The organism is Streptomyces sp. 2-1, from assembly GCF_048564895.1.
GTDB classification, from domain to species: domain Bacteria; phylum Actinomycetota; class Actinomycetes; order Streptomycetales; family Streptomycetaceae; genus Streptomyces; species Streptomyces phaeochromogenes.
Map to the genome: position 1 here is coordinate 3493187 of NZ_CP183383.1, position 22458 is coordinate 3515644.

The 22458-nt window shown below is 70.2% G+C and carries 20 protein-coding genes; 9 read left to right on the top strand and 11 right to left on the bottom strand.

Features of this window, described 5'->3' with window-relative positions:
• Positions 1-21: 21 nt before the first annotated feature.
• The gene (locus ACN20J_RS15385) at positions 22-918 is read right to left on the bottom strand and encodes a LysR family transcriptional regulator (protein ID WP_419666090.1); all 897 of its coding nucleotides are present in this window, start codon (positions 916-918) and stop codon (positions 22-24) included.
• A gap of 72 nt (positions 919-990) precedes the next feature.
• On the opposite strand from ACN20J_RS15385, the gene ACN20J_RS15390 reads away from it, so the two are divergent.
• The gene (locus tag ACN20J_RS15390) at positions 991-1953 is read left to right on the top strand and encodes a DMT family transporter (protein WP_419666091.1); all 963 of its coding nucleotides are present in this window, start codon (positions 991-993) and stop codon (positions 1951-1953) included.
• Here the strand turns inward: ACN20J_RS15390 and ACN20J_RS15395 are convergent.
• Complete coding sequence (locus ACN20J_RS15395; RefSeq protein ID WP_419666092.1) at positions 1895-4900, bottom strand: bifunctional [glutamine synthetase] adenylyltransferase/[glutamine synthetase]-adenylyl-L-tyrosine phosphorylase; 3006 nt, start codon at positions 4898-4900, stop codon at positions 1895-1897. The genes ACN20J_RS15390 and ACN20J_RS15395 overlap by 59 nt on opposite strands.
• A 366-nt stretch (positions 4901-5266) precedes the next feature.
• Here ACN20J_RS15395 and ACN20J_RS15400 point away from each other — a divergent pair, with 366 nt between their 5' ends.
• A complete protein-coding gene (locus ACN20J_RS15400) occupies positions 5267-5782 on the top strand; it encodes a pyridoxamine 5'-phosphate oxidase family protein (protein ID WP_189838260.1) in 516 nt (171 codons plus the stop codon).
• A gap of 83 nt (positions 5783-5865) precedes the next feature.
• Positions 5866-6306: a VOC family protein gene (locus tag ACN20J_RS15405; protein ID WP_189838259.1), complete on the top strand. Its 441-nt coding sequence runs from the start codon at positions 5866-5868 to the stop codon at positions 6304-6306.
• 28 nt (positions 6307-6334) lie between these two features.
• Here ACN20J_RS15405 and ACN20J_RS15410 read toward each other — a convergent pair whose 3' ends face one another.
• The 3 genes from ACN20J_RS15410 to glnA form a co-directional block, all read right to left on the bottom strand.
• The gene (locus tag ACN20J_RS15410) at positions 6335-6505 is read right to left on the bottom strand and encodes a hypothetical protein (protein ID WP_419666093.1); all 171 of its coding nucleotides are present in this window, start codon (positions 6503-6505) and stop codon (positions 6335-6337) included.
• A 349-nt stretch (positions 6506-6854) separates the two neighbouring features.
• Positions 6855-7070, bottom strand: a complete 216-nt coding sequence (locus ACN20J_RS15415; protein ID WP_189838258.1) for a DUF6243 family protein — start codon at positions 7068-7070, stop codon at positions 6855-6857.
• A gap of 343 nt (positions 7071-7413) precedes the next feature.
• The gene (gene glnA, locus ACN20J_RS15420; RefSeq protein WP_055611155.1) at positions 7414-8775 is read right to left on the bottom strand and encodes a type I glutamate--ammonia ligase; all 1362 of its coding nucleotides are present in this window, start codon (positions 8773-8775) and stop codon (positions 7414-7416) included.
• A gap of 342 nt (positions 8776-9117) precedes the next feature.
• Between glnA and ACN20J_RS15425 the strand changes: the two genes are divergently transcribed.
• The 3 genes from ACN20J_RS15425 to ACN20J_RS15435 all read left to right on the top strand — a co-directional run bounded on the left by ACN20J_RS15425 (position 9118) and on the right by ACN20J_RS15435 (position 12564).
• A complete protein-coding gene (locus ACN20J_RS15425) occupies positions 9118-9786 on the top strand; it encodes a DUF3105 domain-containing protein (protein WP_189838257.1) in 669 nt (222 codons plus the stop codon).
• A gap of 5 nt (positions 9787-9791) precedes the next feature.
• Positions 9792-10415 carry a DUF305 domain-containing protein gene (locus ACN20J_RS15430; protein WP_419666094.1) on the top strand — a complete coding sequence of 208 codons (624 nt, stop codon included), beginning with the start codon at positions 9792-9794 and terminating at the stop codon, positions 10413-10415.
• Between the two features lie 208 nt (positions 10416-10623).
• The gene (locus ACN20J_RS15435) at positions 10624-12564 is read left to right on the top strand and encodes a S53 family peptidase (RefSeq protein ID WP_419666095.1); all 1941 of its coding nucleotides are present in this window, start codon (positions 10624-10626) and stop codon (positions 12562-12564) included.
• Positions 12565-12625: 61 nt separating this feature from the next.
• Here the strand turns inward: ACN20J_RS15435 and ACN20J_RS15440 are convergent, their stop codons facing one another.
• From ACN20J_RS15440 to ACN20J_RS15465, 6 genes are all read right to left on the bottom strand, one after another.
• On the bottom strand, positions 12626-13453 hold the full coding sequence (locus tag ACN20J_RS15440; RefSeq protein WP_419666096.1) for an alpha/beta hydrolase: 828 nt from the start codon (positions 13451-13453) through the stop codon (positions 12626-12628).
• Complete coding sequence (locus ACN20J_RS15445) at positions 13450-14199, bottom strand: DUF998 domain-containing protein (protein WP_419666097.1); 750 nt, start codon at positions 14197-14199, stop codon at positions 13450-13452. Before ACN20J_RS15445 ends, ACN20J_RS15440 begins: the two co-directional genes overlap by 4 nt.
• 192 nt (positions 14200-14391) lie before the next feature.
• Positions 14392-15609, bottom strand: a complete 1218-nt coding sequence (locus ACN20J_RS15450) for an MFS transporter (RefSeq protein ID WP_419666098.1) — start codon at positions 15607-15609, stop codon at positions 14392-14394.
• Positions 15610-15695: 86 nt separating this feature from the next.
• Positions 15696-16733 (bottom strand): endonuclease/exonuclease/phosphatase family protein, encoded by a 1038-nt coding sequence (locus tag ACN20J_RS15455; RefSeq protein ID WP_189838251.1) that lies wholly within the window; start codon positions 16731-16733, stop codon positions 15696-15698.
• A 232-nt stretch (positions 16734-16965) separates the two neighbouring features.
• Entirely contained in the window at positions 16966-17595 is a 630-nt protein-coding gene (locus ACN20J_RS15460; protein WP_259333385.1) for a TetR/AcrR family transcriptional regulator, read from the bottom strand.
• Between the two features lie 163 nt (positions 17596-17758).
• The gene (locus tag ACN20J_RS15465) at positions 17759-19333 is read right to left on the bottom strand and encodes an MFS transporter (protein ID WP_189838250.1); all 1575 of its coding nucleotides are present in this window, start codon (positions 19331-19333) and stop codon (positions 17759-17761) included.
• 205 nt (positions 19334-19538) lie between these two features.
• Between ACN20J_RS15465 and panB the strand changes: the two genes are divergently transcribed.
• The 3 genes from panB (at position 19539) to ACN20J_RS15480 (ending at position 22434) form a co-directional block, all read left to right on the top strand.
• Positions 19539-20405 (top strand): 3-methyl-2-oxobutanoate hydroxymethyltransferase, encoded by an 867-nt coding sequence (gene panB / locus ACN20J_RS15470; protein WP_189838249.1) that lies wholly within the window; start codon positions 19539-19541, stop codon positions 20403-20405.
• A gap of 170 nt (positions 20406-20575) precedes the next feature.
• The gene (locus ACN20J_RS15475) at positions 20576-21601 is read left to right on the top strand and encodes an ATP-binding cassette domain-containing protein (protein ID WP_189838248.1); all 1026 of its coding nucleotides are present in this window, start codon (positions 20576-20578) and stop codon (positions 21599-21601) included.
• Positions 21598-22434 (top strand): ABC transporter permease, encoded by an 837-nt coding sequence (locus tag ACN20J_RS15480; RefSeq protein ID WP_189838247.1) that lies wholly within the window; start codon positions 21598-21600, stop codon positions 22432-22434. The genes ACN20J_RS15475 and ACN20J_RS15480 overlap by 4 nt, the downstream gene beginning before the upstream one ends.
• Positions 22435-22458 lie beyond the last annotated feature (24 nt).

A 22458-nucleotide genomic window follows, 5' to 3' on the forward strand; every position in this document is an offset into this window, starting at 1 on the left:
GCCACAACCCGACCGACTCCTTCAGGTCGCGCCACCGGCCTCCCTCAGCGCACCCAGGAAGCTCCGCAAGGCGGGCTGCCGCGGCGCCCCCTCGCGCACCGCGGCGAAGATCGACCGCACGGGCTCCGGCCCCCGAACCTCCCGCACCACAACACCCGGGTGCCTACTCCCCAGCCCCAGCCGAGGCACAAGACTCACACCCAACCCCGCCGCGACGAACCCCTGCGCGGTCGCATAGTCCCCGCTGTCCACCACGACCCGCGGCCGGAACCCGGCGGTCTCGCACGCCAGGAGCTGGGCGTCGAGGCACGGCCCGGGCCACTCGCTCCCCACCCACGGCTCCTCGGCGAGATCGGCCAGCGTAACGGTCCGCCGCCCGGCCAGCGGATGCCCCTTGGGCAGCACGGCGAGGTAGGGATCGTCGAGCAGCCGCACGAGCCGCACCCCCTCGGGCCCGGCCTCCTCCGAGGGCCGGACGACGAGCGCCAGATCCGCCCGCCCCTCCTTCACGTCCGGCAGCGAGTCCTCGTAGTCGACCAGCTTCAACTCGACCTGCACACCGGGATGTTCGGCCCGCACCTTCGCCACGGCGGGAGCCACCAGCGCGGCCCCGGCGGTGGCGAAGTACCGCACGGAAAGCCGCCCCGTACGCCCCTCCAGCAGGTCGACGAGTGCGGTCTCCGCCTCGGCGACCTGCCGCCCGATGACGTCCGCGTACTCGGTGAGCATCAGCCCCGCCGCGGTGGGCCGCACCCCACGCCCGACCCGTTCGAGCAGGGGCGTACGAGCCTCCTTCTCCAGGACGGCGATCTGCTGGCTGACGGCGGACGGCGTATAGCCGAGCCGCGCGGCAGCCGCCGTCACGGACCCGCTGGTCACCACGGCCCGCAGCATCTGCATACGTCGAACATCAAGCATGCAGCAGAGCTTAACAGTGCATGCAAGATCCTTCACTTGTCCTTACACCACAGTCTGCCTCACCTTGGAGGCATGCCGCTCACATCGACCCTCCGCATGGCCGCCCTGGCCCTCCTCTGGGGCTCCGGCTTCCTCTGGATCAAACTGGCCCTGAACCACGGCCTGTCCCCCGCCCAGATCACGATCACCCGCTGCGCCCTGGGTACGGCGGTACTCCTGCTCCTGGCCCGCTCGGCAGGCCAACGCCTCCCCCGCGACCGCGCGACCTGGACCCGCCTCGCCATCGCGGCCCTCTTCTGCAACGCGATCCCCTTCGCCCTCTTCAGCATCGGCGAGCAGACGGTCGACTCGGGCATCGCGGGCGTACTGAACGCGACAACTCCCCTGTGGTCCCTGCTGCTCGGCATCCTGCTGGGCACCGACCGCGGACTGGGCCGCGTCCGTCTGACCGGCCTGTTCCTGGGCTTCGCGGGCACGCTCCTGATCTTCGCCCCCTGGCAGCGCTCGGCGGGCCTGCTGACCTGGGGCGCCCTGTCCCTGCTGGCCGCCGCGGCGAGCTACGCCATCGCCTTCGCGTACATGGCCCGCAAACTCACCGACCGGGGCGCCCCGATAGCCATGTCGGCGGCCCAACTCCTGGCCGCCACGGCCTGGACGACCCTCTCCGTCCCCACCGCCGGCCCCCTGCACACCGACACCACGGGCCTCCTGGCGATCACGGCCCTGGGCATCCTCGGCACGGGCGTCACCTTCTACCTCAACTACCGCCTCATCGCGGACGAGGGCCCCACCAGCGCGGCAACGGTCGGCTACCTGCTCCCGGTCGTCTCCGTCGCGCTGGGCGTCCTGGTCCTCGACGAGTCCACGGGCCCCCGCATCTGGGCAGGCATGGCAGTGGTCCTGACCGGCGTGGCGATGACCCGCACCCGCAGGACGTCAGGAGGGGACGTGGCGGGGCGTCCGTCCGACCCCGCCCCTACCGTTCAGCGGCCCCGTAGAACAGCTCCTCGACAACACCCCGAGCCCGCCGAGTAGTACGCCGATAGTCATCGAGCATGTCCCCCACATGCCCCGGTCCATACCCCAAGTACCGCCCCACGGCGGCTAGTTCACGCCCGTCCGAAGGGAACGTGTCCCCCGCCCGCCCTCGGACCAGCATCACGGCATTGCGCACCCGAGTAGCCAGGACCCACGCCTCGTCCAGCGTCGAAGCATCCTCACCGGAGATCAACTCCGCCGCACAGGCCGCCGCGAGAGCCTCCCGCGTACGCGTGGTGCGCAGCCCGGGCTCCGCCCACCCGTGCCTCAACTGAAGCAACTGGACGGTCCACTCCACGTCGGACAGCCCGCCCCGCCCCAGCTTGGTGTGCAGCGTCGGGTCCGCCCCGCGGGGCATCCGCTCGGACTCCATCCGGGCCTTCAACCGCCGGATCTCCCGCACGGCATCCTCGCCAAGACCTTCCGCCGGATACCGCAACGGATCGACCAGATCGATGAACCGCTGCCCCAACTCCTCGTCCCCGGCGACGACTTCGGCCCGCAGCAGGGCGTGCGCCTCCCACACGAGGGACCACCGGCGGTAGTACGCCTCGTACGACTTCAGCGTCCGCACGAGCGGCCCGGACTTCCCCTCGGGCCGCAGATCCGCGTCGATCAGCAACGGCGGATCGGCGCTGGACACCTGCAACAGCCGCCGCATCTCGGAGACCACGGAGTTCGCGGCCCGAGAGGCCTCCTGCTCGTCGGCCCCTTCCCAGGGCTCGTGCACGAACAGCACATCCGCGTCGGACCCGTAGCCCAGCTCGTGCCCCCCGAAGCGCCCCATCCCGATGACGGCGAACCGGGTGGGCAGGGTGTCCCCCCACCGGTCCCGCACCACGGCCCGCAAGGTCCCCGCGAGTGTCGCCGCCGTCAGATCCGAGACGGCCCCGCCGACCAGATCCACCAGCGCACCCTGGTCGGCGTCGGCCGGCGTCTCCTCCGTCCCGTAGGACTTCACGATGTCGATGGCTGCCGTACGGAACAACTCCCGCCGCCGCACGCCACGCGCGGCGGTCACCGCGGCCTCGCCGCCACTGGCGCGCCCGACGGCCGCGAGGATCTCCTGCTCCAGATGGGCCCGGCTGCGGGGTTCGAGCCCGCCGCCGTCGCCGTCCCCGAGCAGCGCCACGGCCTCGGGCGCCCGCATCAGCAGGTCGGGCGCCAGCCGCCCGGCGGACAGCACCCGGGCGAGATTCTCGGCGGCGGCCCCTTCGTCCCTCAACAGCCGCAGATACCAAGGGGTCTTGCCCAACGCGTCGGACACCTTGCGGAAGTTGAACAGCCCGGCGTCGGGGTCGGCGGAATCCGCGAACCACCCCAACAGAACAGGCAGCAGGGTCCGTTGGATGGCGGCCTTCCGGGAAACTCCGGAGGCGAGCGCCTCCAGATGCCGCAACGCGGCGGCCGGATCGGCGTACCCCAGCGCGACCAGCCGTTCCCGAGCCGCGTTCGTACTCAACCGGCTCTCGCCGGGCGCCAGTTGGGCGACAGCGTCGAGCAACGGCCGGTAGAAGAGCTTCTCGTGCAGCCGCCGCACCACCGAGGCGTGCCGCTTCCACTCCCGGTTCAGCTCGGCGATGGGGTCGGTGCGCAGCCCCAACGACCGCCCGATGCGCCGCAGATCGGCGTCCTCCTCGGGCACCAGATGCGTACGCCGCAGCCGGAAGAGCTGTATGCGGTGCTCCATGGAACGCAGGAACCGGTAGGCGTCCTCGAGCAGCACGGCGTCGACACGCCCCACGTACCCGCCCGCCGCCAGCGCATTCAAGGCGTCCAGCGTGGTCCCGCTGCGCAACGACGTGTCGGCCCGACCGTGCACCAACTGCAGCAGCTGCACGGCGAATTCGACGTCCCGCAGACCACCGGGACCGAGCTTCAGCTCGCGCTCGATCTCGGCGACGGGGATGTTCTCGACCACCCGCCGCCGCATCTTCTGCACGTCGGGGACGAAGTTGTCCCGCTCGGCGGCCTGCCAGACGAGCGGCGCGAGCGTGGCGACGTACGCCTCCCCCAGGTCGAGGTCCCCGGCGACGGGCCGGGCCTTCAACAGGGCCTGGAACTCCCAGGTCTTGGCCCACCGCTGGTAGTAGGCGAGGTGGCTGCTGAGCGTCCGGACGAGCGGACCGTTCCGCCCCTCGGGCCGCAGGTTGGCGTCTACGGGCCAGATCGACCCCTCCACCGTGGTCTCGGAACAGACCCGCATCAGATGCGAGGCCAGCCGGGTGGCGGCCCGCAGGGCCTTCCCCTCGTCGGCCCCGTCGACGGCCTCCCCGACGAAGATGACATCGACGTCGGACACGTAATTGAGCTCGTGTCCACCGCACTTGCCCATCGCGATCACCGCGAGCCGGCACATCGCGGCGTCCTCGGGCGCGGCGGCCTGTGCGATGGCGAGCGCGGCCCGCAGGGTGGCGGTCGCAAGGTCGGCGAGCTCGGCGGCGGTCTGCGCGACATCGGTCGTCCCGCACACGTCACGCGCGGCGATGGACAGCAGGCACCGCCGGTAGGCGACGCGCAGCGTCACGGGGTCGGAGGCCTCGGCGAGCCCGCGTTCGAACTCCGCGGTGCCCGGGTGCAGGTCCTGCGGCTCGTAGGTCACGAGGACCTGCCAGTCGAGCGGATGCCGCGCGAGGTGGTCGCCGAGCGCGGCGGACGCGCCGAGCACCCCGAGCAGCCGGTCGCGCAGCGGCTTGGCCGCGATCAGCGTGTCGAGCAGCTCGCGCTGGGCCGTGTGCCCGTCCTGCGCCTCGACGAGCCGTACGAGCCCGAGCAGCGCCAGGTCCGGGTCGGCGGTGGCTCCGAGCGCGTCGAGCAGCACCGGATCGTTCCGTATCGGCGCGAGCTCCGCGCTCTCCATGAGCCGCTCGGCAGCGGACGGATCGGTGAAACCGTGCCGCAGCAGCCGCGAGAAGGTACTGCTCCTGCGCCCCGGCGCCATCATCCCCGGCCTCCTGCCTCCCACGGATCAAGGTCGTACGGCCCTGAGCCTAACCGGAGACCCTGAGGGAAGCGCCAGGACGCGGGACAGCGGTTTCAGCGGGCCACGACCATCGTGGCCGGTCGGCGGGGGTCCACGAGCGCGTCCGGCCGGCCGGCGAGGGGGACCAGGACCCGTTCCACGGTGCTGCCCGGCGCGAGCTGGACGTCCGGACCGCCGCCGTGGCGCCCGGGTCTTCCCGGAGGCGGAGGTCCTGTGACCGGCCGCCGGCCCACGCCGTGACCGTCGGACCGATGAGTTCCGTCGGCGGGCGGGGTCTGTCCTGGTGAGGAATCATCCAGACATCCGCCAGGTCCAGGAGGAGAGCTCATGGAAGCACGGGCCGAGCTAGACACGCGTTACAGCGACGAGACCGCCACCGCACGCCCCTGGTCCGAGGCCGAGGCGCTGCTGGCAGAGTCCGAGCTGTTCTGGATCTCGACCGTACGCCCCGACGGACGGCCGCATGTGACGCCCCTGCCGACGGTGTGGTCGGACGGCGCGCTGCACTTCTGCACCGGGCCCGAGGAGCGCAAGGCGCGCAACCTCGCGCTGAACCCGAGCGTCGTACTGACCACGGGAACCAACACCTGGAACAAGGGGTACGACCTCGTGGTGGAGGGCGAGGCGGTCCGGGTGTCCGACGACGACAGGCTGCGGGAGCTGGCCGAGGCGTGGGAGCGCAAGTACGGCAGTTTCTGGCACTTCGAGGTCGGCGACGGGCACTTCCAGCACGGCGCCGGAAAGGCCCTTGTTTTCTCGGTGGCGCCCGGGACCGTTTTCGGCTTCGGTAAGGGAGAGCCGTTCAGCCAGACCCGCTGGCGGTTCGACGGACGCAGGACCTGAAGGCACGACGCACGCGGCACCACCGACGACAAACGCCTTACAGCAAACGCCTACGACAATGCGTACGACAAAGGAGTCGTTCCATGGACATGGCCCTTGAAGTGATCACGCTTCCCGTCACCGACCTCGACCGGGCGAAGGCCTTCTACCAGGACAAGGTCGGATTCCACGTCGACATCGACACCGAGGTGATGCCGGGTGCCCGCGTGGTCCAGCTGACACCTCCCGGTTCCGGCTGTTCGATCGCGCTCGCCGAGGGCGTGCCCATCCCGACGGGAACACCGCAGCCGGGCACGTACCACGGCCTGCAGCTGGTGGTGGCGGACGCCAAGGCGGCGTACGAGGAGCTGACAGCCCGGGGCCTGGAGGTCAGCGAGCCCGTCCAGTACGCCCCCCAGGACGGCGGCACCTTCATGCACTTCACCGACCCGGACGGCAACGGCTGGGCCATCCAGGAATTCCGCGAGCGCGCCACAAAGCCCCTGCACAAACTGATGACGGACCTGGCCGAGCAGACCCCGTGACGGACCCCGTCACCGGCTGACCCTGCGATCAGAGATCCTCGGGGTGGATCCGGAAGCGGGTGCGCCTGCCGCCGAGCGGACGGACGGTCCGGAAGCCGCGGAGGTCCCGGGCCAGTACGGCATCCGTGCCGTACTCGGCGGCAAGCGTCACGTTCACCACGTCCACCAGGTCGCGACGGTCACAGGCCGTCCAGAACATTCATGATCGCCGACACGACACGGTTCCGTCGGCGATGGCCCTTGCTACAGAAACGCCGTCTGCGCCACCGGCTCCTCGGCTGCGGCACCGGAACACCACACCACTTGCACGGCCGCGTTCGCCCCACTGGATCCCCACCCATACCGCGACTGTAGCGGCCACCCGGGTCCGGGCACCCTTGGCCTGTCCGGGGCGTCGGGTCGGAATCCGTCGAAGCAGGACGGCGGATCACGGGTGAGGTGATCGTGGCCGAGACACGCTCAGGGCAGGCGGTACGACAGCAGGGCCCGGACCGCGACGCGCGGTCCGGGCCCTGCCCCGTGCGGTGCCGCCCCGCGGCGGCGGTGCGTCAGCTCTGTGTGGTGCCGTCGTCGGCCTGCCCGGCGTCCTCGGCCGCGCCTGCCTTCTCGCGCATCTTGCGCACCAGCTCCGCCTTCTGGTCGGCCGCGCTCTGGCGGTCGAGGTTGCGGTACGGGCCGTTGTTCTGCCGTTCGGCGCGGGACAGCCTCTTGCGCTGGCCGCCGCCCATGCCCACGGGGTTGTTGATGTTCTTGCTCACGGTCACGGGTTCTCCCGGTAATGATGTGAAGTGATCTACGGATTCGTCGGTGGGGGACGGGCGGCGACGTCGAAGGACGTCAGCAGGGGCCCGTCACGCTCTCACTCGTAAATCGGCGTCTGGAAGAACATGCCAAAGACGTTACCCGGTCCCGTCGCCCCCGCGCACCAACCTTTTCGCCGCCCCGGCATCGCCCCGGCGTCGGCCGGGCCTCCGGCGAGCGCCTGGGGTCGGCCGTTTCCTTCCGGGACCAGAGGCGGCCCAGGGGCAGCAAAACAGCTTGGGGCCGACGGTCCCTGACCATCGGCCCCAAGCTGTCGAATCAGCTGGACACCCCGCTGACCTGCCCCTACAGCACCGGCAAGTTCTTCCGCAGCTCGAAAGCAGTCACCTCGGAGCGGTACTCCTCCCACTCCTGCCGCTTGTTGCGGAGGAAGAAGTCGAAGACGTGCTCGCCGAGGGTTTCGGCGACGAGGTCGCTGCGTTCCATCAGGGTCAGGGCCTCGCCGAGGTTCTGGGGAAGCGGCTCGATGCCCATCGCGCGGCGTTCGGCGTCCGAGAGGGCCCAGACGTCGTCCTCGGCGCCCGGCGGGAGCTCGTAGCTCTCCTCGATGCCCTTGAGGCCGGCGGCGAGGAGCATCGCGTACGCCAGGTACGGGTTCGCGCCCGAGTCGAGGGAGCGGACCTCCACCCGCGCCGAGCCCGTCTTGCCGGGCTTGTACATCGGGACGCGGACGAGGGCCGAGCGGTTGTTGTGGCCCCAGCAGATGTACGAGGGAGCCTCGCCGCCGGCGCCCGCGGTGCGCTCGGAGCCGCCCCAGATGCGCTTGTAGGAGTTGACCCACTGGTTCGTGACCGCCGCGATCTCCGCCGCGTGCTTCAGCAGGCCCGCGATGAAGGAGCGGCCGACCTTGGAGAGCTGGTACTCGGAGCCCGACTCGTAGAAGGCGTTGCGGTCGCCCTCGAAGAGGGAGAGGTGGGTGTGCATACCGCTGCCCGGGTGCTCCGAGAACGGCTTCGGCATGAACGTCGCGTTCACGCCCTGCTCCAGCGCCACCTGCTTCATGACCAGGCGGAACGTCATGATGTTGTCCGCCGTCGAGAGCGCGTCCGCGTAGCGGAGGTCGATCTCCTGCTGGCCGGGGGCGCCCTCGTGGTGCGAGAACTCGACCGAGATGCCCATCGACTCCAGCATGGTGATCGCCTGGCGGCGGAAGTCCATGCCGACGTTCTGCGGGGTGTGGTCGAAGTAGCCGGAGTTGTCGGCGGGCGTCGGGCGCGAGCCGTCGACCGGCTTGTCCTTCAGCAGGAAGAACTCGATCTCGGGGTGGGTGTAGAAGGTGAAGCCCAGGTCGGAGGCCTTGGCCAGGGCCCGCTTCAGCACATACCTCGGGTCCGCGAAGGACGGCGAGCCGTCCGGCATGAGGATGTCGCAGAACATCCGGGCCGTGCCGGGTGCCTCCGCACGCCACGGAAGGACCTGGAAGGTCGAGGGGTCCGGCTTGGCGATCATGTCGGACTCGTAGACGCGGGCGAAGCCCTCGATGGCCGACCCGTCGAAGCCGATGCCCTCGTCGAAGGCCTGCTCCAGCTCTGCCGGGGCCACGGCCACCGACTTGAGGAAGCCCAGCACGTCCGTGAACCACAGGCGTACGAAACGGATGTCGCGCTCTTCCAAAGTACGGAGCACGAACTCCTGCTGCTTGTCCATCTTCCGCTTCCACCCAATCTTGCTGGTCAGGCCGCCTGCTCCCGTCCCAGGGAGGCGGTCGGGCACCTGCGCATCACACCACAACAGCATTTCATGCGCGTTGCGGACCCCGATCGCCCGGCCGACCTCGGCCTGAACGCCTCACGTACGGCAGGTGTACTGCTCTGACGCCTATCTTGCCTGCTGAGTGCCGCACATGTAATGGCCGACCACCACCGTCTCAGGGACAGGGGACGGAACTCTCATTTGGCCATTCCTCGGGCCTCTCGGCGTACATCCACTTCTCCCCCACTACGATCAGCTGACCACTCGACTGTCCCTTTCCCCCAGAAGGACCACCCCATGGGTTCCGCCAAGAAGACAGAGTCCCAGTCGCGCAAGGCGCGGATAGAGGAGATGCGGCGCGCCGAGCAGGCCCGGGAGCGCCGCAGCCGGATCCTCACGATCACCGCGAGCGTGATCGTCGTCGCCGGTCTCGTGGCCGGCGGTGCCTTCCTGATCAACTCGCAGTCCGACGACAAGGACAGCGCGTCGGGCGACTCGAAGTCGACGTCGGGGAAGTTCGTCACGGGCAAGGACGGGGTGAAGACGTGGAGCACCAAGCTCACGCAGAACCACGTCACCAAGGACGTGAAGTACCCGATGGAGCCCCCGGTCGGCGGTGACCACAACCAGGTGTGGATGAACTGCAACGGCGACGTCTACACCAAGGCGATCAAGAACGTGAACGCCGTGCACTCGCTCGAGCACGGCGCGGTCTGGGTGACGTACAACAGCAAGGCGTCGGACGCGGACGTGAAGGCGCTCTCGGAGAAGGTCAAGAAGACCCCCTACACGCTGATGAGCCCGGTCGAGGACCAGAAGGACCCGATCATGCTCTCCGCGTGGGGCCATCAGCGTACGGTGACGAGTGCGAGCGACCCGGCCGCCGCCAAGTTCTTCGAGACGTACGTCCAGGGCAAGCAGACGCCCGAGCCGGGCGCCGCCTGCACCAACGGCCTGTCGCAGTGAGGAAGATGAGGTTCGCCGGCTGGATCTCCGGAGTCGCCGCGGCCGTAGTCGTGGCGGCCGGGGCGATCACGTACGCGGTCGCCGACGGCGACGACTCCGGCATGAAGGCCCCGGCGGCCGACTCCGCGGACGCGGGCTTCGCGCGGGACATGGCGGTGCACCACCAGCAGGCCGTCGAGATGTCGTACATCGTGCGCGACCAGACCAAGAACGAAGAGGTACGGCGTCTCGCGTACGACATCGCGCAGACGCAGGCCAACCAGCGCGGCATGATGCTCGGCTGGCTGGACCTGTGGGAGCTGCCCAAGGTGTCGGCCGAGGAGCCGATGGCGTGGATGGACATGAGTGGCATGCCGTCCGCCGGGGACGGCTCGCTGATGCCGGGCATGGCGACGACGGCCCAGATGGAGTCGCTGGGCAAGCTCGACGGCAAGGCCGCCGAGATCCGCTATCTGCAGCTCATGTACGCCCACCACATGGGCGGGGTGCACATGGCCAAGGGCTGTGTGGAGCGGTGCCAGGTCGGTGTCGAGCGACGGCTCGCGCAGGGGATGGTCCAGGCCCAGGAGTCGGAGATGCAGCTCATCACCGACCTGCTGAAGAAGCGCGGCGCGAAGCCGGAAGCCTGAGCCCGAGGCCGTAAGCCTGCTCCGGAGCCACAGGCCTGAGCGCAAGCCTGGGGCGCGACCCGGTTTATGTCGGGCATCGCGCCCCAAATCCCTTGCACATGCGGTTCCTTGGGCGCTTCTTGGCCCAGCCATGCCCCCGCCATTCCCCTGGCATGAATGGTTCATCGCAAGAGTGACCCCCATCCAGAGATCCATTAGGGGGTTCTCCATGAGATCCAACCGAGCCGCGGTGCGTGCCGGAGTGAGCATGGCGGCGACACTGCCTCTGCTCGCCGGCGCGCTGGCACTCGGCATACCCGCGGCCCACGCGTCGACCGACCCGGACGGCCGCGACACGCTCCAGGGCACCAAACCGCTGTGGGCCACCGCCCAGGCGGACAAGGGAGCCACGGCGGACGCCTCCCGGGTCTCGGCCCGGGTCTACCTCGCCGGCCGGGACGCGGCGGGCCTGAGCGCCTACGCCAAGGCCGTCTCCGACCCGTCGTCGGCCTCGTACGGGAAGTACCTGAGCGCGGGGCAGGCCGACGCCCGCTTCGGCGCGACCAAGGCCCAAGTGGCCGAGGTGACCGCGTGGTTGAAGTCGGCCGGTCTGACCGTCACGGAGACCACGCGGCACTACCTCTCGGTGACGGGTGAAGTGGCCGAAGCGGAGAAGGCGTTCGGCACCCAGCTGCACAACTACGCCAAGGGCAAGAAGACGTACCGGGCACCCTCGAAGACCGCCTCGGCGCCCGCGGGTCTGAACGGCGCCGTGCTCACCGTCACCGGCCTGGACAACGCCCCGCACAAGGCGAACCACTCCGACACGCTGCCGCCGCCGGACGCCGTCTTCCACAACGCCGGGCCGTTCTCCTCGTACTACGGCTCGAAGACCGCGACGACGCTCCCGACGGCGTACGGCACGAAGATCCCGTACGCCGTGAAGGGCTACACGGGCAAGCAGCTGCGGGCCGCGTACGGGGCGGGCCGGGCGACCGGCAAGGGCGTGACCGTGGCGATCACGGACGCGTACGCCTCGCCGACCATCGCGGCGGACGCGGCCACGTACGCGGCGAAGCACGGCGACGCGGCGTACGGCGGCGGGCAGTTGAGCCAGGTGCTGCCGACGCAGTACACGCGGACCGAGGAGTGCGGGGCGGCGGGCTGGTACGGCGAGGAGACCCTCGACGTCGAGGCCGTGCACGCCGTCGCGCCCGCCTCGAACATCGTCTACGTGGGCGCCGAGTCCTGCTACGACGACGATCTGCTCGACTCGCTCGGCAAGATCGTCGACGGGCATCTGGCCGACATCGTCTCCAACTCGTGGGGCGACATCGAGGCCAACCAGACGCCGGACCTCGCCGCCGCCTACGACCAGGTCTTCCAGCTGGGCGCGATCGAGGGCATCGGCTTCTACTTCTCGTCCGGCGACAACGGCGACGAGGTCGCGAACACCGGTACGAAGCAGGTCGACACCCCGGCCAACTCGGCGTGGGTGACGGCGGTCGGCGGCACCTCGCTGGCCGTCGGCAAGGGCGACACGTACAAGTGGGAGACCGGCTGGGGCACGCTCAAGGCAACGCTGTCGGACGACGGCAAGAGCTGGACCGACTTCCCGGGCGCGTACACCTCCGGCGCGGGCGGCGGCACCAGCGCGACGGTGAAGCAGCCGTTCTACCAGCGGGGTGTCGTGCCGTCCGCGCTCGCGAAGGCGAACGGCAAGCAGGCCATGCGGACGGTGCCGGACATCTCCGCGATCGCCGACCCCAACACCGGGTTCCTGGTCGGGCAGACGCAGACCTTCCCCGATGGGACACAGAAGTACGACGAGTACCGGATCGGCGGCACCTCGCTCGCCTCGCCGGTCATCGCGGGCATCCAGGCGCTCGCCCAGCAGCAGCGCGGCGGCCACCCGATCGGTTTCGCCAACCCGGCGATCTACGACCGGTACGGCTCGAAGCTCTACCACGACGTCACGGACCGCCCCACGGGCCGCGACCTCGCGGTGGCGCGCGTCGACTTCGTCAACGCGTTCGACGCGTCGGAGGGTCTGCTGACCTCCGTCCGCAGCCTCGGCAAGGACAGCTCGCTGAAGGCCGTGCGTGGCTACGACGACGTCACCGGGGTGGGTTCGCCCGCCCCCGGCTATGTGACGTCATACCGTCGCTGACGCTTTTCACATGTGTTGGGCGCCCGTCCCTCGCCATCTCCCCGGCGAGGGACGGGCGCGCTCATGTCCCCAGAATCGCGTCGGCGACGTCCTGAGGACGGTCGAGCATCACCAGATGACCGGCAGGGGCGGACACACGCAACACGCCGCCGAGCCGCTCGGCGAGGACCCTCTGCCGATCGAGCCAATGCCGTGAGCCGCCCTCGTACGCCGCGAGCACGGTTACGGGCAGCGTGTCCAGCGGAACCCGTCCCCTCAGGGAGGCCAGTTCGACGGCCTGGTCCCGGTAGCGGCCGTTCTCGGCGAGGACGGCGTGCAGGAAACGGCTGGTGGAGTAGGCGCGGCGGACGAGGTCGTCCGGGGCCGGATCACCGCCGCCGTGCCGCCCGACGCGGACCGCGGTACGCCGCAGGAAGGGCCCCAGGAGGCGCGGGACACCCGCGGCGGACAGCAACGAGCCGCACACGCGCGTGCACGCGTCCGCGAACTCGGGGGCCCTCCTGGCCCGGGGCGCCTCCTCGACGCTGGAGTCGACCAGCACGAGCCCTGCCGTCCGCTCCGGGAACAACCGGGCGAACGCCTCGCAGTGGAACCCTGCGAGCGAGTGCCCCACCACGGTCGCGGGCTCACCGGCCCCGACCCCGGCCGCGTCGAGCACGCGCGCGATGCGCTCCGCCTCCCCGGTGAGCGTGGGCCACGCGCGCGCGTGGCCGCTGAGCCCGAGCCCCGGCCGGTCGAAGCGGACGACCGTGCGGTGCGGGGCGAGGAGCGGAACGACCGGGTCCCAGTCGAACCACGCCATCCCCAGACCGGCGCTGAGCACGCAGACGGGCCCGGTGCCGTCGACGCGGATGTGGTGGGGGACTCCAAGGATGCGTACGAAGGTCATGGGCGGGTGTCTCCGGAACCGGACGGCACACGTTCCCTGCCGCGCACATCCGGGACCCGGTCACCAAGAGGTACGCCAGGTGTCGTGGGGCGCAGGAGCGAGACGGCCAGCACCCCCAGCCAGACCGCGATGACGCCCACCTGAAGGCGCTGGGCGACGCCGAGGCCCCAGCCGTCGTGGCCCGCCTCCAGCGCGGCGACGGCGGCCAGCGTCCAGACGGTGGCCGCCAGTTCGAGCGTCACCAGGGCGGGGCCGGAGCGGGCGAGGGGCGCCCGGGGCGCGTACCGGCGGGCGGTGAGGGTGAGGGCCACCATGGCGACGAGCATGCCGCACAGGGCGACCGTGCTGCTCACGGAGTGCGCGGAATGGGCCACCGGCAGCAGGCCCGCACGCTCCTGCGCGTCGCACGCCGGGTCAGCGGTGGGTGCGCAGCTGAGCGGCAGGCGGGAGTCCACGGCGGTGGCGGTGCCGAAGAGGACGAGTGCGGCCCAGCCGACCCTGGTCCACCGCCCCGGGGAGGGCGGCCGGAGCGATGCCGACAGGGCTGCGGCCCACACCAGAGTGCCCGCGAGCAGGTCCGTCGTGCGGAACAGGGTGCCGTACGGCTGGTTCCTGGCGGCCAGTTCGCTCACGTAGGTGTGGGCGGGGGTGAGGCCTGTCGGCAGGACGGCCTCGAGAGCCCAGGCGGTGTAGGCGAGCGCGCCGAGGGCCAGGAGGGCGGCTGTGGTCGGGCGGGGTTTGATCATTGGTGCCCATGATCGGGGCGTGGGGTTCGTTTCGCATGTCTGTCGGGTGCGGGTGGGTGGGGGCTGAGTGCGCAGTTCCCCGCGCCCCTTGAAAGCAGGGCCCCAAGACGAATGTCAGGGGCACAGCCCGCTTTCAGGGGTGCGGGGAACTGCGCGACCGGTCGCCCACGGCCCGCGGACAGCCGCCGGAGGTCACCGACGGGCGGCGGTCTCCACTTGCCGCGGAACACCCCCGGCGACAACCCGCCCGGCACGGACGGTCACCCGCCGACGGTCCACCACGTACGCGAGTGTCGCTACGCCCAGGCCCAGTACCGCCAGGGCCGCGCCCGCCAGGGCGGGTGACGTCGTGCCGAAGCCCGCCGCCAGCGTGAGCCCGCCGATCCACGCACCGCCGGCGTTGGCGAGGTTGAACGCGGCCTGGTTGGCGGAGGAGGCCAGCGACGGGGCCGAGGAAGCCTTCTCCATGACCATCAGCAGAAGCGGCGAGCTGGTGACGAAGGCCGCCGTACCAAGCAGCACCACGGCCAGGGCCGCACTCCAGGCCGTACCCATCAGAACCGGGAAGAGGGCCAGAACCGCCACCAGTGAAACGAGCCCGCCGAACAACGTGCCCCGCATCGACCGGTCGGCCAGTCGGCCGCCGAGCAGGTTGCCGATGGTGGCGCCCACGCCGAACAGGGCGAGCAGCAGCGTCACGCTGGAGTCGGCGTATCCGGCGGAGTCCGTGAGCATCGGCGTGATGTAGCTGTACGCCGAGAAGAGGGCGCCGAATCCGGCGACGGTGGTGCCGAGGGCCAGCCAGACCGGGAGGGACTTGAGGGCGGCCAGTTCGCTTCGGAGTCCGGCGGCGGGGGCGTGAGAGCCGTCACGCGGCAGCACCAGCGCCAGCGACGCGATGGCCACCAGCCCGATCACGCTGACGCCCAGGAACGTGGCGCGCCAGCCGAAGTTCTGGCCGACCAGGGTCGCGGCGGGCACGCCCGCGATGTTCGCGACGGTCAGGCCGAGGAACATCATCGAGACGGCGCGGGCCTTGCGCTCGGCGGGAACCAGGCCGGTGGCGACGACGGCTCCGACGCCGAAGAAGGCGCCGTGCGGCAGGCCGCTGAGGAAGCGGGCGGCGAGCAGGGAGTGGTGGTCGGGGGCGAAGGCCGAGAGCGTGTTGCCCACGACGAACAGCACCATGAGACCGATCAGGACCTTGCGGCGGGACATCCGGGCGGTCACCGCGGCGAGCAGCGGGGCGCCGATGACGACACCGATCGCGTACGCCGAGACCAGGTGTCCCGCGCTGGGGATCGAGATGTTCAGGTCGTCCGCGACGTCGGGCAGCAGCCCCATCATCACGAACTCGGTGGTGCCGATGCCGAAGGCGCCCACGGCTAGGGCGAGCAGGGCCAGGGGCATGAGGGACCTTCCAAACGAGTGCGGTGTTCCGTACAGCTTATGTTCATCTACGGAACAAAGCGTCTCAGGCCCAGTATTCCCAGGGGTTACGAGCCGGTTGCCGAAAGCTTCACGCGAGCGGCGATCGGAAGGTGGTCACTGCCCGTCTCCGGGAGCGTCCAGGAGGTGACCGGCTCGACGCCCTTGACCATGATCTGGTCGATCCGGGCCATCGGGAACGACGCGGGCCAGCTGAACCCGAAGCCGCTGCCCGCCGCGCCCTGCGTGGAGCGCATCTGCGAGGTGACGGCGTTCAGCGCGCGGTCGTTCATCGTGCCGTTCAGGTCGCCGAGCAGGGCGACCTGCGGAAGCTTCTCGTCGGCGATGGCCTCACCGAGCGCGTCGGCGCTCTTGTCGCGCTGGCGCGCGGTGAACCCGGCCTCCATCTTCACCCGCACGGAGGGGAGATGGGCCACATAGACCGCGAGCTTCCCCTCCGGCGCGGTGACCGTGGCCCGCATCGCACGCGTCCAGCCGAGCTTGATGTCGACCGGCCGGGACTCGCTCAGCGGGTACTTGCTCCACAGGCCGACCGTGCCCTGCACGGAGTGGTACTTGTACGTCGAGTCCAGGGCCTGCTCGTACACCGGGACCGCCGAGGCCGTCAGCTCCTCCAGGGCCACCACGTCGGCGCCGGACGCGGCCACGTCACGGGCCGTGCCGGCCGGGTCCGGGTTGTCGGCGTTGACGTTGTGCGTGGCGACGGTGAGATTTCCGCCACTGCCGGTGCGGTCGGCGAGCAGTCCGCCGAAGAGGTTGAGCCAGACGATCGCCGGAAGCAGTACGGCGATCAGCGCGGTCGCGGACCTGCGGACCAGCGCGAGGACGAGCAGCACCGGGATGAGGACGGCCAGCCAGGGCAGGAACGTCTCCGTGAGGCTGCCGAGGTTGCCGATGGTGTTCGGGATCCGCGCGTGCAGCCCCATGACCAGGGAGAGCACGAGGGCGAACGCGGCGAGGACGATGCCCCGGCGCCAGATGCCCCGGTCGTTGCGGAGGGTGGAGAGCAGGCGCCGAAGCCGGGGTTCTCTGCGGTCGGACCCCTGGTCACCGCTGCCCGTCTCCGTCTTGTACGCCTGCGCCATACCGTCGCCTCACCAAGTGCCGTGCACACCATCCCTGCGCCTAAGACCCTAGGGGATGATCGCGTTTGTTCTCGCCGTGCCATGACGGCCGTATGGGCACGAGGACGAAAGAGTCGACGTGAGGAGTTCCGGTTGCGGGCCGGGTGAGGGTGGTCTGTGACGAAACGCGCACATTGCCGCGAGGGTTGGCGGCCCTCTGCCGGTGCGTTCGTCGGTGCGTTCGCCGGTGCGTTCAGGAGGCGGCGGGTCCCAGTCCCGCCAGGACCGTGTCGACGATCCGCTCGGGCAGGCCCTCCTCCAGCCCGGCGTCCGGGCGGATGACGGCACGTACGAGCATGGGTCCCACGAAGAGGTCGTTGGCCAGCTCCACGTCGACGTCCGCGCGGAGTTCGCCGTTGAGCTGGCCTCGGCGCAGCACGTCGAACGTCATCCGGCGGCGCGGTTCGATGACGGCCGAGTGGTAGACCTTCCACAGCTTGGGGCTGCTCTTCATCTGCGCGTGGACGTTGTGCATGATCGCCGAGGAGCGGTTCGCCAGACCGCGCTGCCGCAGCGATTCGAGCAGGATGATCAGGTCCTCGCGCATGGAGACGCCGGGCAGTTCGGGGTCGGGCGGTTCGGCGGTGCGCAGCACGTCGCAGAAGAGTTCCTCGCGCCCGCTCCAGCGCCGGTAGATGGTGGCCTTTCCCACACCGGCGATGCGGGCGACCCGCTCGATGGAGATGTCCGCGAGCGGAATGCCCTCCTCCAGCAGCTTCATGACGCCCTCGACGATCGCGCGCTCGACGGCCTCGCTGCGCGGGCGCCCCCTGGCGGGTCCGCCCCCGCCGGCCGCCCCCGCCTCCTGCTCCGCGACGCCCACGTCCTCGCTCCGCTCTCGAATCCCGCTGTTCCGCCGCCCGTGTTCGGCCGGCCACCCCGTTGATTCTCCCCGGTACGCGGGGAGTTCGGTCACTCGCCGTCCCGGGTGGCCGGATCCCTGCCGTACGGCTCAGTCGTCCGTGCAGCTCAGTTGTCCGCGCTGCTCACTTGTCCGCGCCCACCAGCTCCGCCTCCTTCTCGTCCGGGGCCGGTGTGCGGCCCGGCAGCCACAGGCCGACGACCACGGCGCCGACGAGGGCGACACCCGCGCCGCACAGGGCCGTGACATGCATCGCGTGCAGGAAGGCGTCGTTGGCCGGGCCGACGAGGGCGTCTCCCTTGGGGCCGAGCTTCGCGGCGAAGCCGAGCGTCGCCTCGATGGACTCGCCCGCGCTGTGCCGGGCGGCGGCGGGCAGCTTGTCCTCGATGCCCGAGCGGTACGCGGCCGACAGGACCGAGCCGAGTACGGCGATGCCGAGGGCGCCGCCGACCTGGCGGAACGTGTTGCTGAGCGCGGAGGCGGAGCCCGCCTTCTCGCGGGGCAGCGCCTGCATGATGACGACGCTGGTGGGCGTCATGATGTGCGCCATTCCGGTGCCCATGAGGAAGAAGATGACCTCGAGGATCCAGATCGGCGTGTCCGCCTCAAGACCGGCGAACGCGGCCAGCATGGCGGCGATCAGGAGCATGCCGCCGGTGGTGGTGGCCTTGTTGCCGAAGCGGTCCACGACCAGCCGGGCGCGCGGCGCGAAGACGAGCTGCGCGACGGCCAGCGGCAGCATCAACAGACCGGTCTGCAGGGGCGAGTAGCCGCGCACGCTCTGGGTGTAGAAGACGGCGAAGAAGGTGACGCCCATCAGCGCGAAGAACACGAGCGCGATGGCGCTGATCGCCGACGAGAAGACCTTGTCCTTGAAGTACGTGACGTCGATCGACGGGTGGCTGCTGCGCTTCTCGAACACCACGAAGCCGACGAGTACGGCGAGTCCTGCGCCGATGGTCGCGAGGACCGTGGGGTCCGTGAAGTCGGCGAGCTGGCCGCCCTTGATGATGCCGTAGACGAGCAGGACGAGCCCGATGACGGACAGCACCACGCCCACCGGGTCGATCCGGCCCGGCTTCGGGTCGCGGGAGTCGGGGACCAGCCAGATCATCAGGCCCAGGGCGAGGATCACGATCGGCACGTTGATCAGGAAGACCGAGCCCCACCAGAAGTGGTCGAGGAGCACGCCTCCGGTGATCGGGCCGATGGCGATGGCGAGGCCGACGCCGCCCGCCCAGATGCCGATGGCCTTCGGCTGCTCGTCGCGCTCGAAGACGTTCATCAGGACCGCGAGGGTGGCCGGCATCACAAAGGCGGCGCCGAGGCCCATCACCGCGCGGAACGAGATGAGCTCGACCGGCGTCCCTGAGGAGGCCGCGAGCGCCGAACCGACACCGAAGACGAAGAGCCCGCCGAGCAGGACCTTCTTGCGTCCGAGCCGGTCACCGAGGAGGCCCGCGGAGAAGAGCAGGCCCGCGAAGACGAGGGTGTAGGCGTTGATGGCCCATTCCAGCTCGCTCTGGGTGGCCCCCAGGCCGGTCGGGGCGGGCGTCGAGATGGTCTTGATCGCGACGTTCAGGATCGAGTTGTCCAGGACGACGATCAGCAGGCTCAGCATCAGGACACCGAGGATCGCCCAGCGGCGCCGGTGCACGGCTTCCGGTATGCGGGTGGCAGGGACGGCGGGAGTTGTCATGCCGAAAAGCCTAGAGGAGATTCGATACGAGACCGTCTCGTATTTGAAAGCCTTTACCGAGACCTTACGGGCCCGTGGGGAGCGGGTGCCCCCTCTCGCCGGGAGAGAGTGCCCCCTCTAGCCGTTCCCTGGCACGAGATGCCACCATGGAGGGGATCCGGAGACGCCGTGAGGGCGCTTCGAGATGACAGAAGGAGCCGTTGCAATGACGCAGCTTTCGGCTGCCCAGGCGACCACCGACAGCAGCAGTAGGGCGCTGTACGGAGGCAAGGGCACACGCCGCATCACCGTCCGCGACATCACCACCGCCAAGGAGCGCGGCGAGAAGTGGCCGATGCTCACCGCGTACGACGCGATGACCGCGTCCGTCTTCGACGAGGCCGGCATCCCGGTCATGCTCGTCGGCGACTCGGCGGGCAACTGCCACCTCGGGTACGAGTCGACCGTGCCCGTCACCCTCGACGAGATGACCATGCTCTCGGCCGCCGTCGTACGGGGCACCTCGCGCGCCCTGATCGTCGGCGACCTGCCCTTCGGGTCCTACCAGGAGGGGCCGGTGCAGGCGCTGCGCTCGGCGACCCGGCTGGTGAAGGAGGCCGGGGTCGGAGCGGTGAAGCTGGAGGGCGGCGAGCGGTCGCACCGGCAGATCGAACTGCTCGTGGAGTCCGGCATCCCGGTGATGGCCCACATCGGGCTCACCCCCCAGTCCGTGAACTCCATGGGCTACCGCGTCCAGGGGCGCGGCGAGGAGGCCGCCCAGCAGCTTCTGCGGGACGCCAAGGCCGTCCAGGACGCGGGCGCGTTCGCGGTCGTCCTGGAGCTGGTTCCGGCGGAGCTGGCCGCCGAGGTGACCCGGGTGCTGCACATCCCCACCGTGGGGATCGGGGCGGGGCCGGACACCGATGCGCAGGTGCTGGTCTGGACGGACATGCTCGGGCTGACCGGGGGCAAGATGCCTCGGTTCGTGAAGCAGTACGCCAATCTGCGTGAGGTCATGGGCGACGCGGCGAAGGCGTTCGCCGATGACGTCGTCGGCGGAACGTTCCCTCTGGAGGAGCACTCCGTCCACTAGTCCACTGTGGCACCAGGCAGCCCGCCGATCTTCCCCCGTCGGCGGGCTGCCCCTTTGCTGCGCAGGCTGCGCCCCTGTCTTTCGCCTTCCGACAAGCGACTGTCGGTGATATATCGAGCCTGTCGGTGGGATGTCGGTGGTTTGTCGGTGGGGGCTGGCACCTTGGCGGCATGACGCGAATCGACAAGAACCCCAGCGGCGGAAACGCCGCCGTCTCCGTACGGGGGCTGGTCAAGCACTACGGCGAGACCAAGGCACTGGACGGCGTGGACCTGGACGTCCGCGAGGGCACCGTGATGGGTGTGCTCGGACCGAACGGCGCCGGCAAGACCACCCTCGTACGCATCCTGTCCACCCTCCTCTCCCCCGACTCCGGGCAGGCGAACGTCGCCGGCTACGACGTCATACGGCAGCCGCGCCAGCTGCGCCGGGTGATCGGTCTCACCGGCCAGTACGCCTCCGTGGACGAGAAGCTCCCGGGCTGGGAGAACCTCTACATGATCGGCCGGCTCCTCGACCTGCCGCGCAAGGACGCCCGCGCCCGCGCCGACGAACTGCTGGAGCGTTTCTCGCTCACCGACGCCGCCAAGCGGCCGGCGAGCACGTACTCCGGCGGTATGCGGAGGCGCCTGGACCTGGCCGCGTCGATGATCGGGCAGCCCTCCGTCCTGTTCCTCGACGAGCCCACCACCGGTCTCGACCCGCGCACCCGCAACGAGGTGTGGACCGAGATCAAGCGGATGGTCGGCGACGGGGTCACCGTGCTGCTCACCACCCAGTACATGGAGGAGGCCGAGCAGCTCGCCTCCGAGCTGACCGTCGTGGACCACGGCAAGGTCATCGCGGGCGGCGCCATCGAGGAGCTGAAGGCGAAGGTCGGCGGCCGTACCCTGCGGGTCCGCCCGGTCGATCCGCTGCAACTGCGGCCCCTGGCCGCCTCGCTCGACGAGATGGGCCTCACCGGTCTCGCCGCCAGCACCGTGGACACCGAACGCGGAGCCGTCCTGGTCCCGATCCTCAGCGACGAGCAACTGACCGCCGTGGTCGGCGCGGTCATCGCGCGCGGCATCACGATCTCCTCCGTCACCACCGAACTGCCCAGCCTGGACGAGGTGTTCCTGTCCCTCACCGGCCACCGTGCCAGTGCCCCGCAGGACGCGACGCCCGCCCCCGACCTGGAGGAGGTCGCCGTATGAGCGCCACCACCCTTTCCCCCGCCGACATTTCCGCCGCCGACGCCAAGGCGGACGGCCGGATCCCGCTGCGCGGTCATCTGCGCCACACCGGCGCCCTCGTCCGCCGCAATCTGCTGTGGATCCGGCAGGACCCCGAGTCGATGTTCGACGCGCTGCTGATGCCGGTCGTCTTCACCCTGCTGTTCGTGTACGTCTTCGGCGGCTCGATCGGGCAGGCCCTGGGCGGCGGCCAGGACGGTTACGTGCAGTACGTGATCCCCGGCATGATCGCGATGATGAGCATGACGCTGTCCCAGGGCGTCGGCACCGGCTTCAGCCAGGACTTCAACTCCGGTGTCATGGACCGCTTCCGGTCCCTGCCGATCGGGCGCGGCTCGGTGCTGTTCGCGAAGGTCTCGGTGGAACTGGTCCGCATGCTGTTCGCGACGACCGTGCTGATGATCGTCGCCGTCCTGGTCGGGTTCGACATCAACAGCTGGCCCGGTCTGTTCGCGGCCGTGGGCCTGGCCGCGGTGTTCGCCTCGTCGATCATGTGGGTGTTCCTCACCCTGGGCGTGATCCTGAAGAACGCGCAGTCCGTGCAGGCGATGGGATTCCTCGTGCTGTTCCCGCTTCAGTTCGGCTCGTCCATCTTCGCCCCGACGGCCTCGATGCCCGGCTGGCTGCAGGCCTTCACCGACTACAACCCGCTGTCCACGCTCGCCGACGCGGCCCGCGGACTGATGGTGGGCGGCCCGGTCGCGCACGACCTGTGGGTGACCCTGGGCTGGTCGGTGGCGATCACCGCCGTGATGGCGCCGGTCGCGATCCACAAGTTCCGTACCAAGAGCTGACGTTCACGCTCACCGGTCCACGGC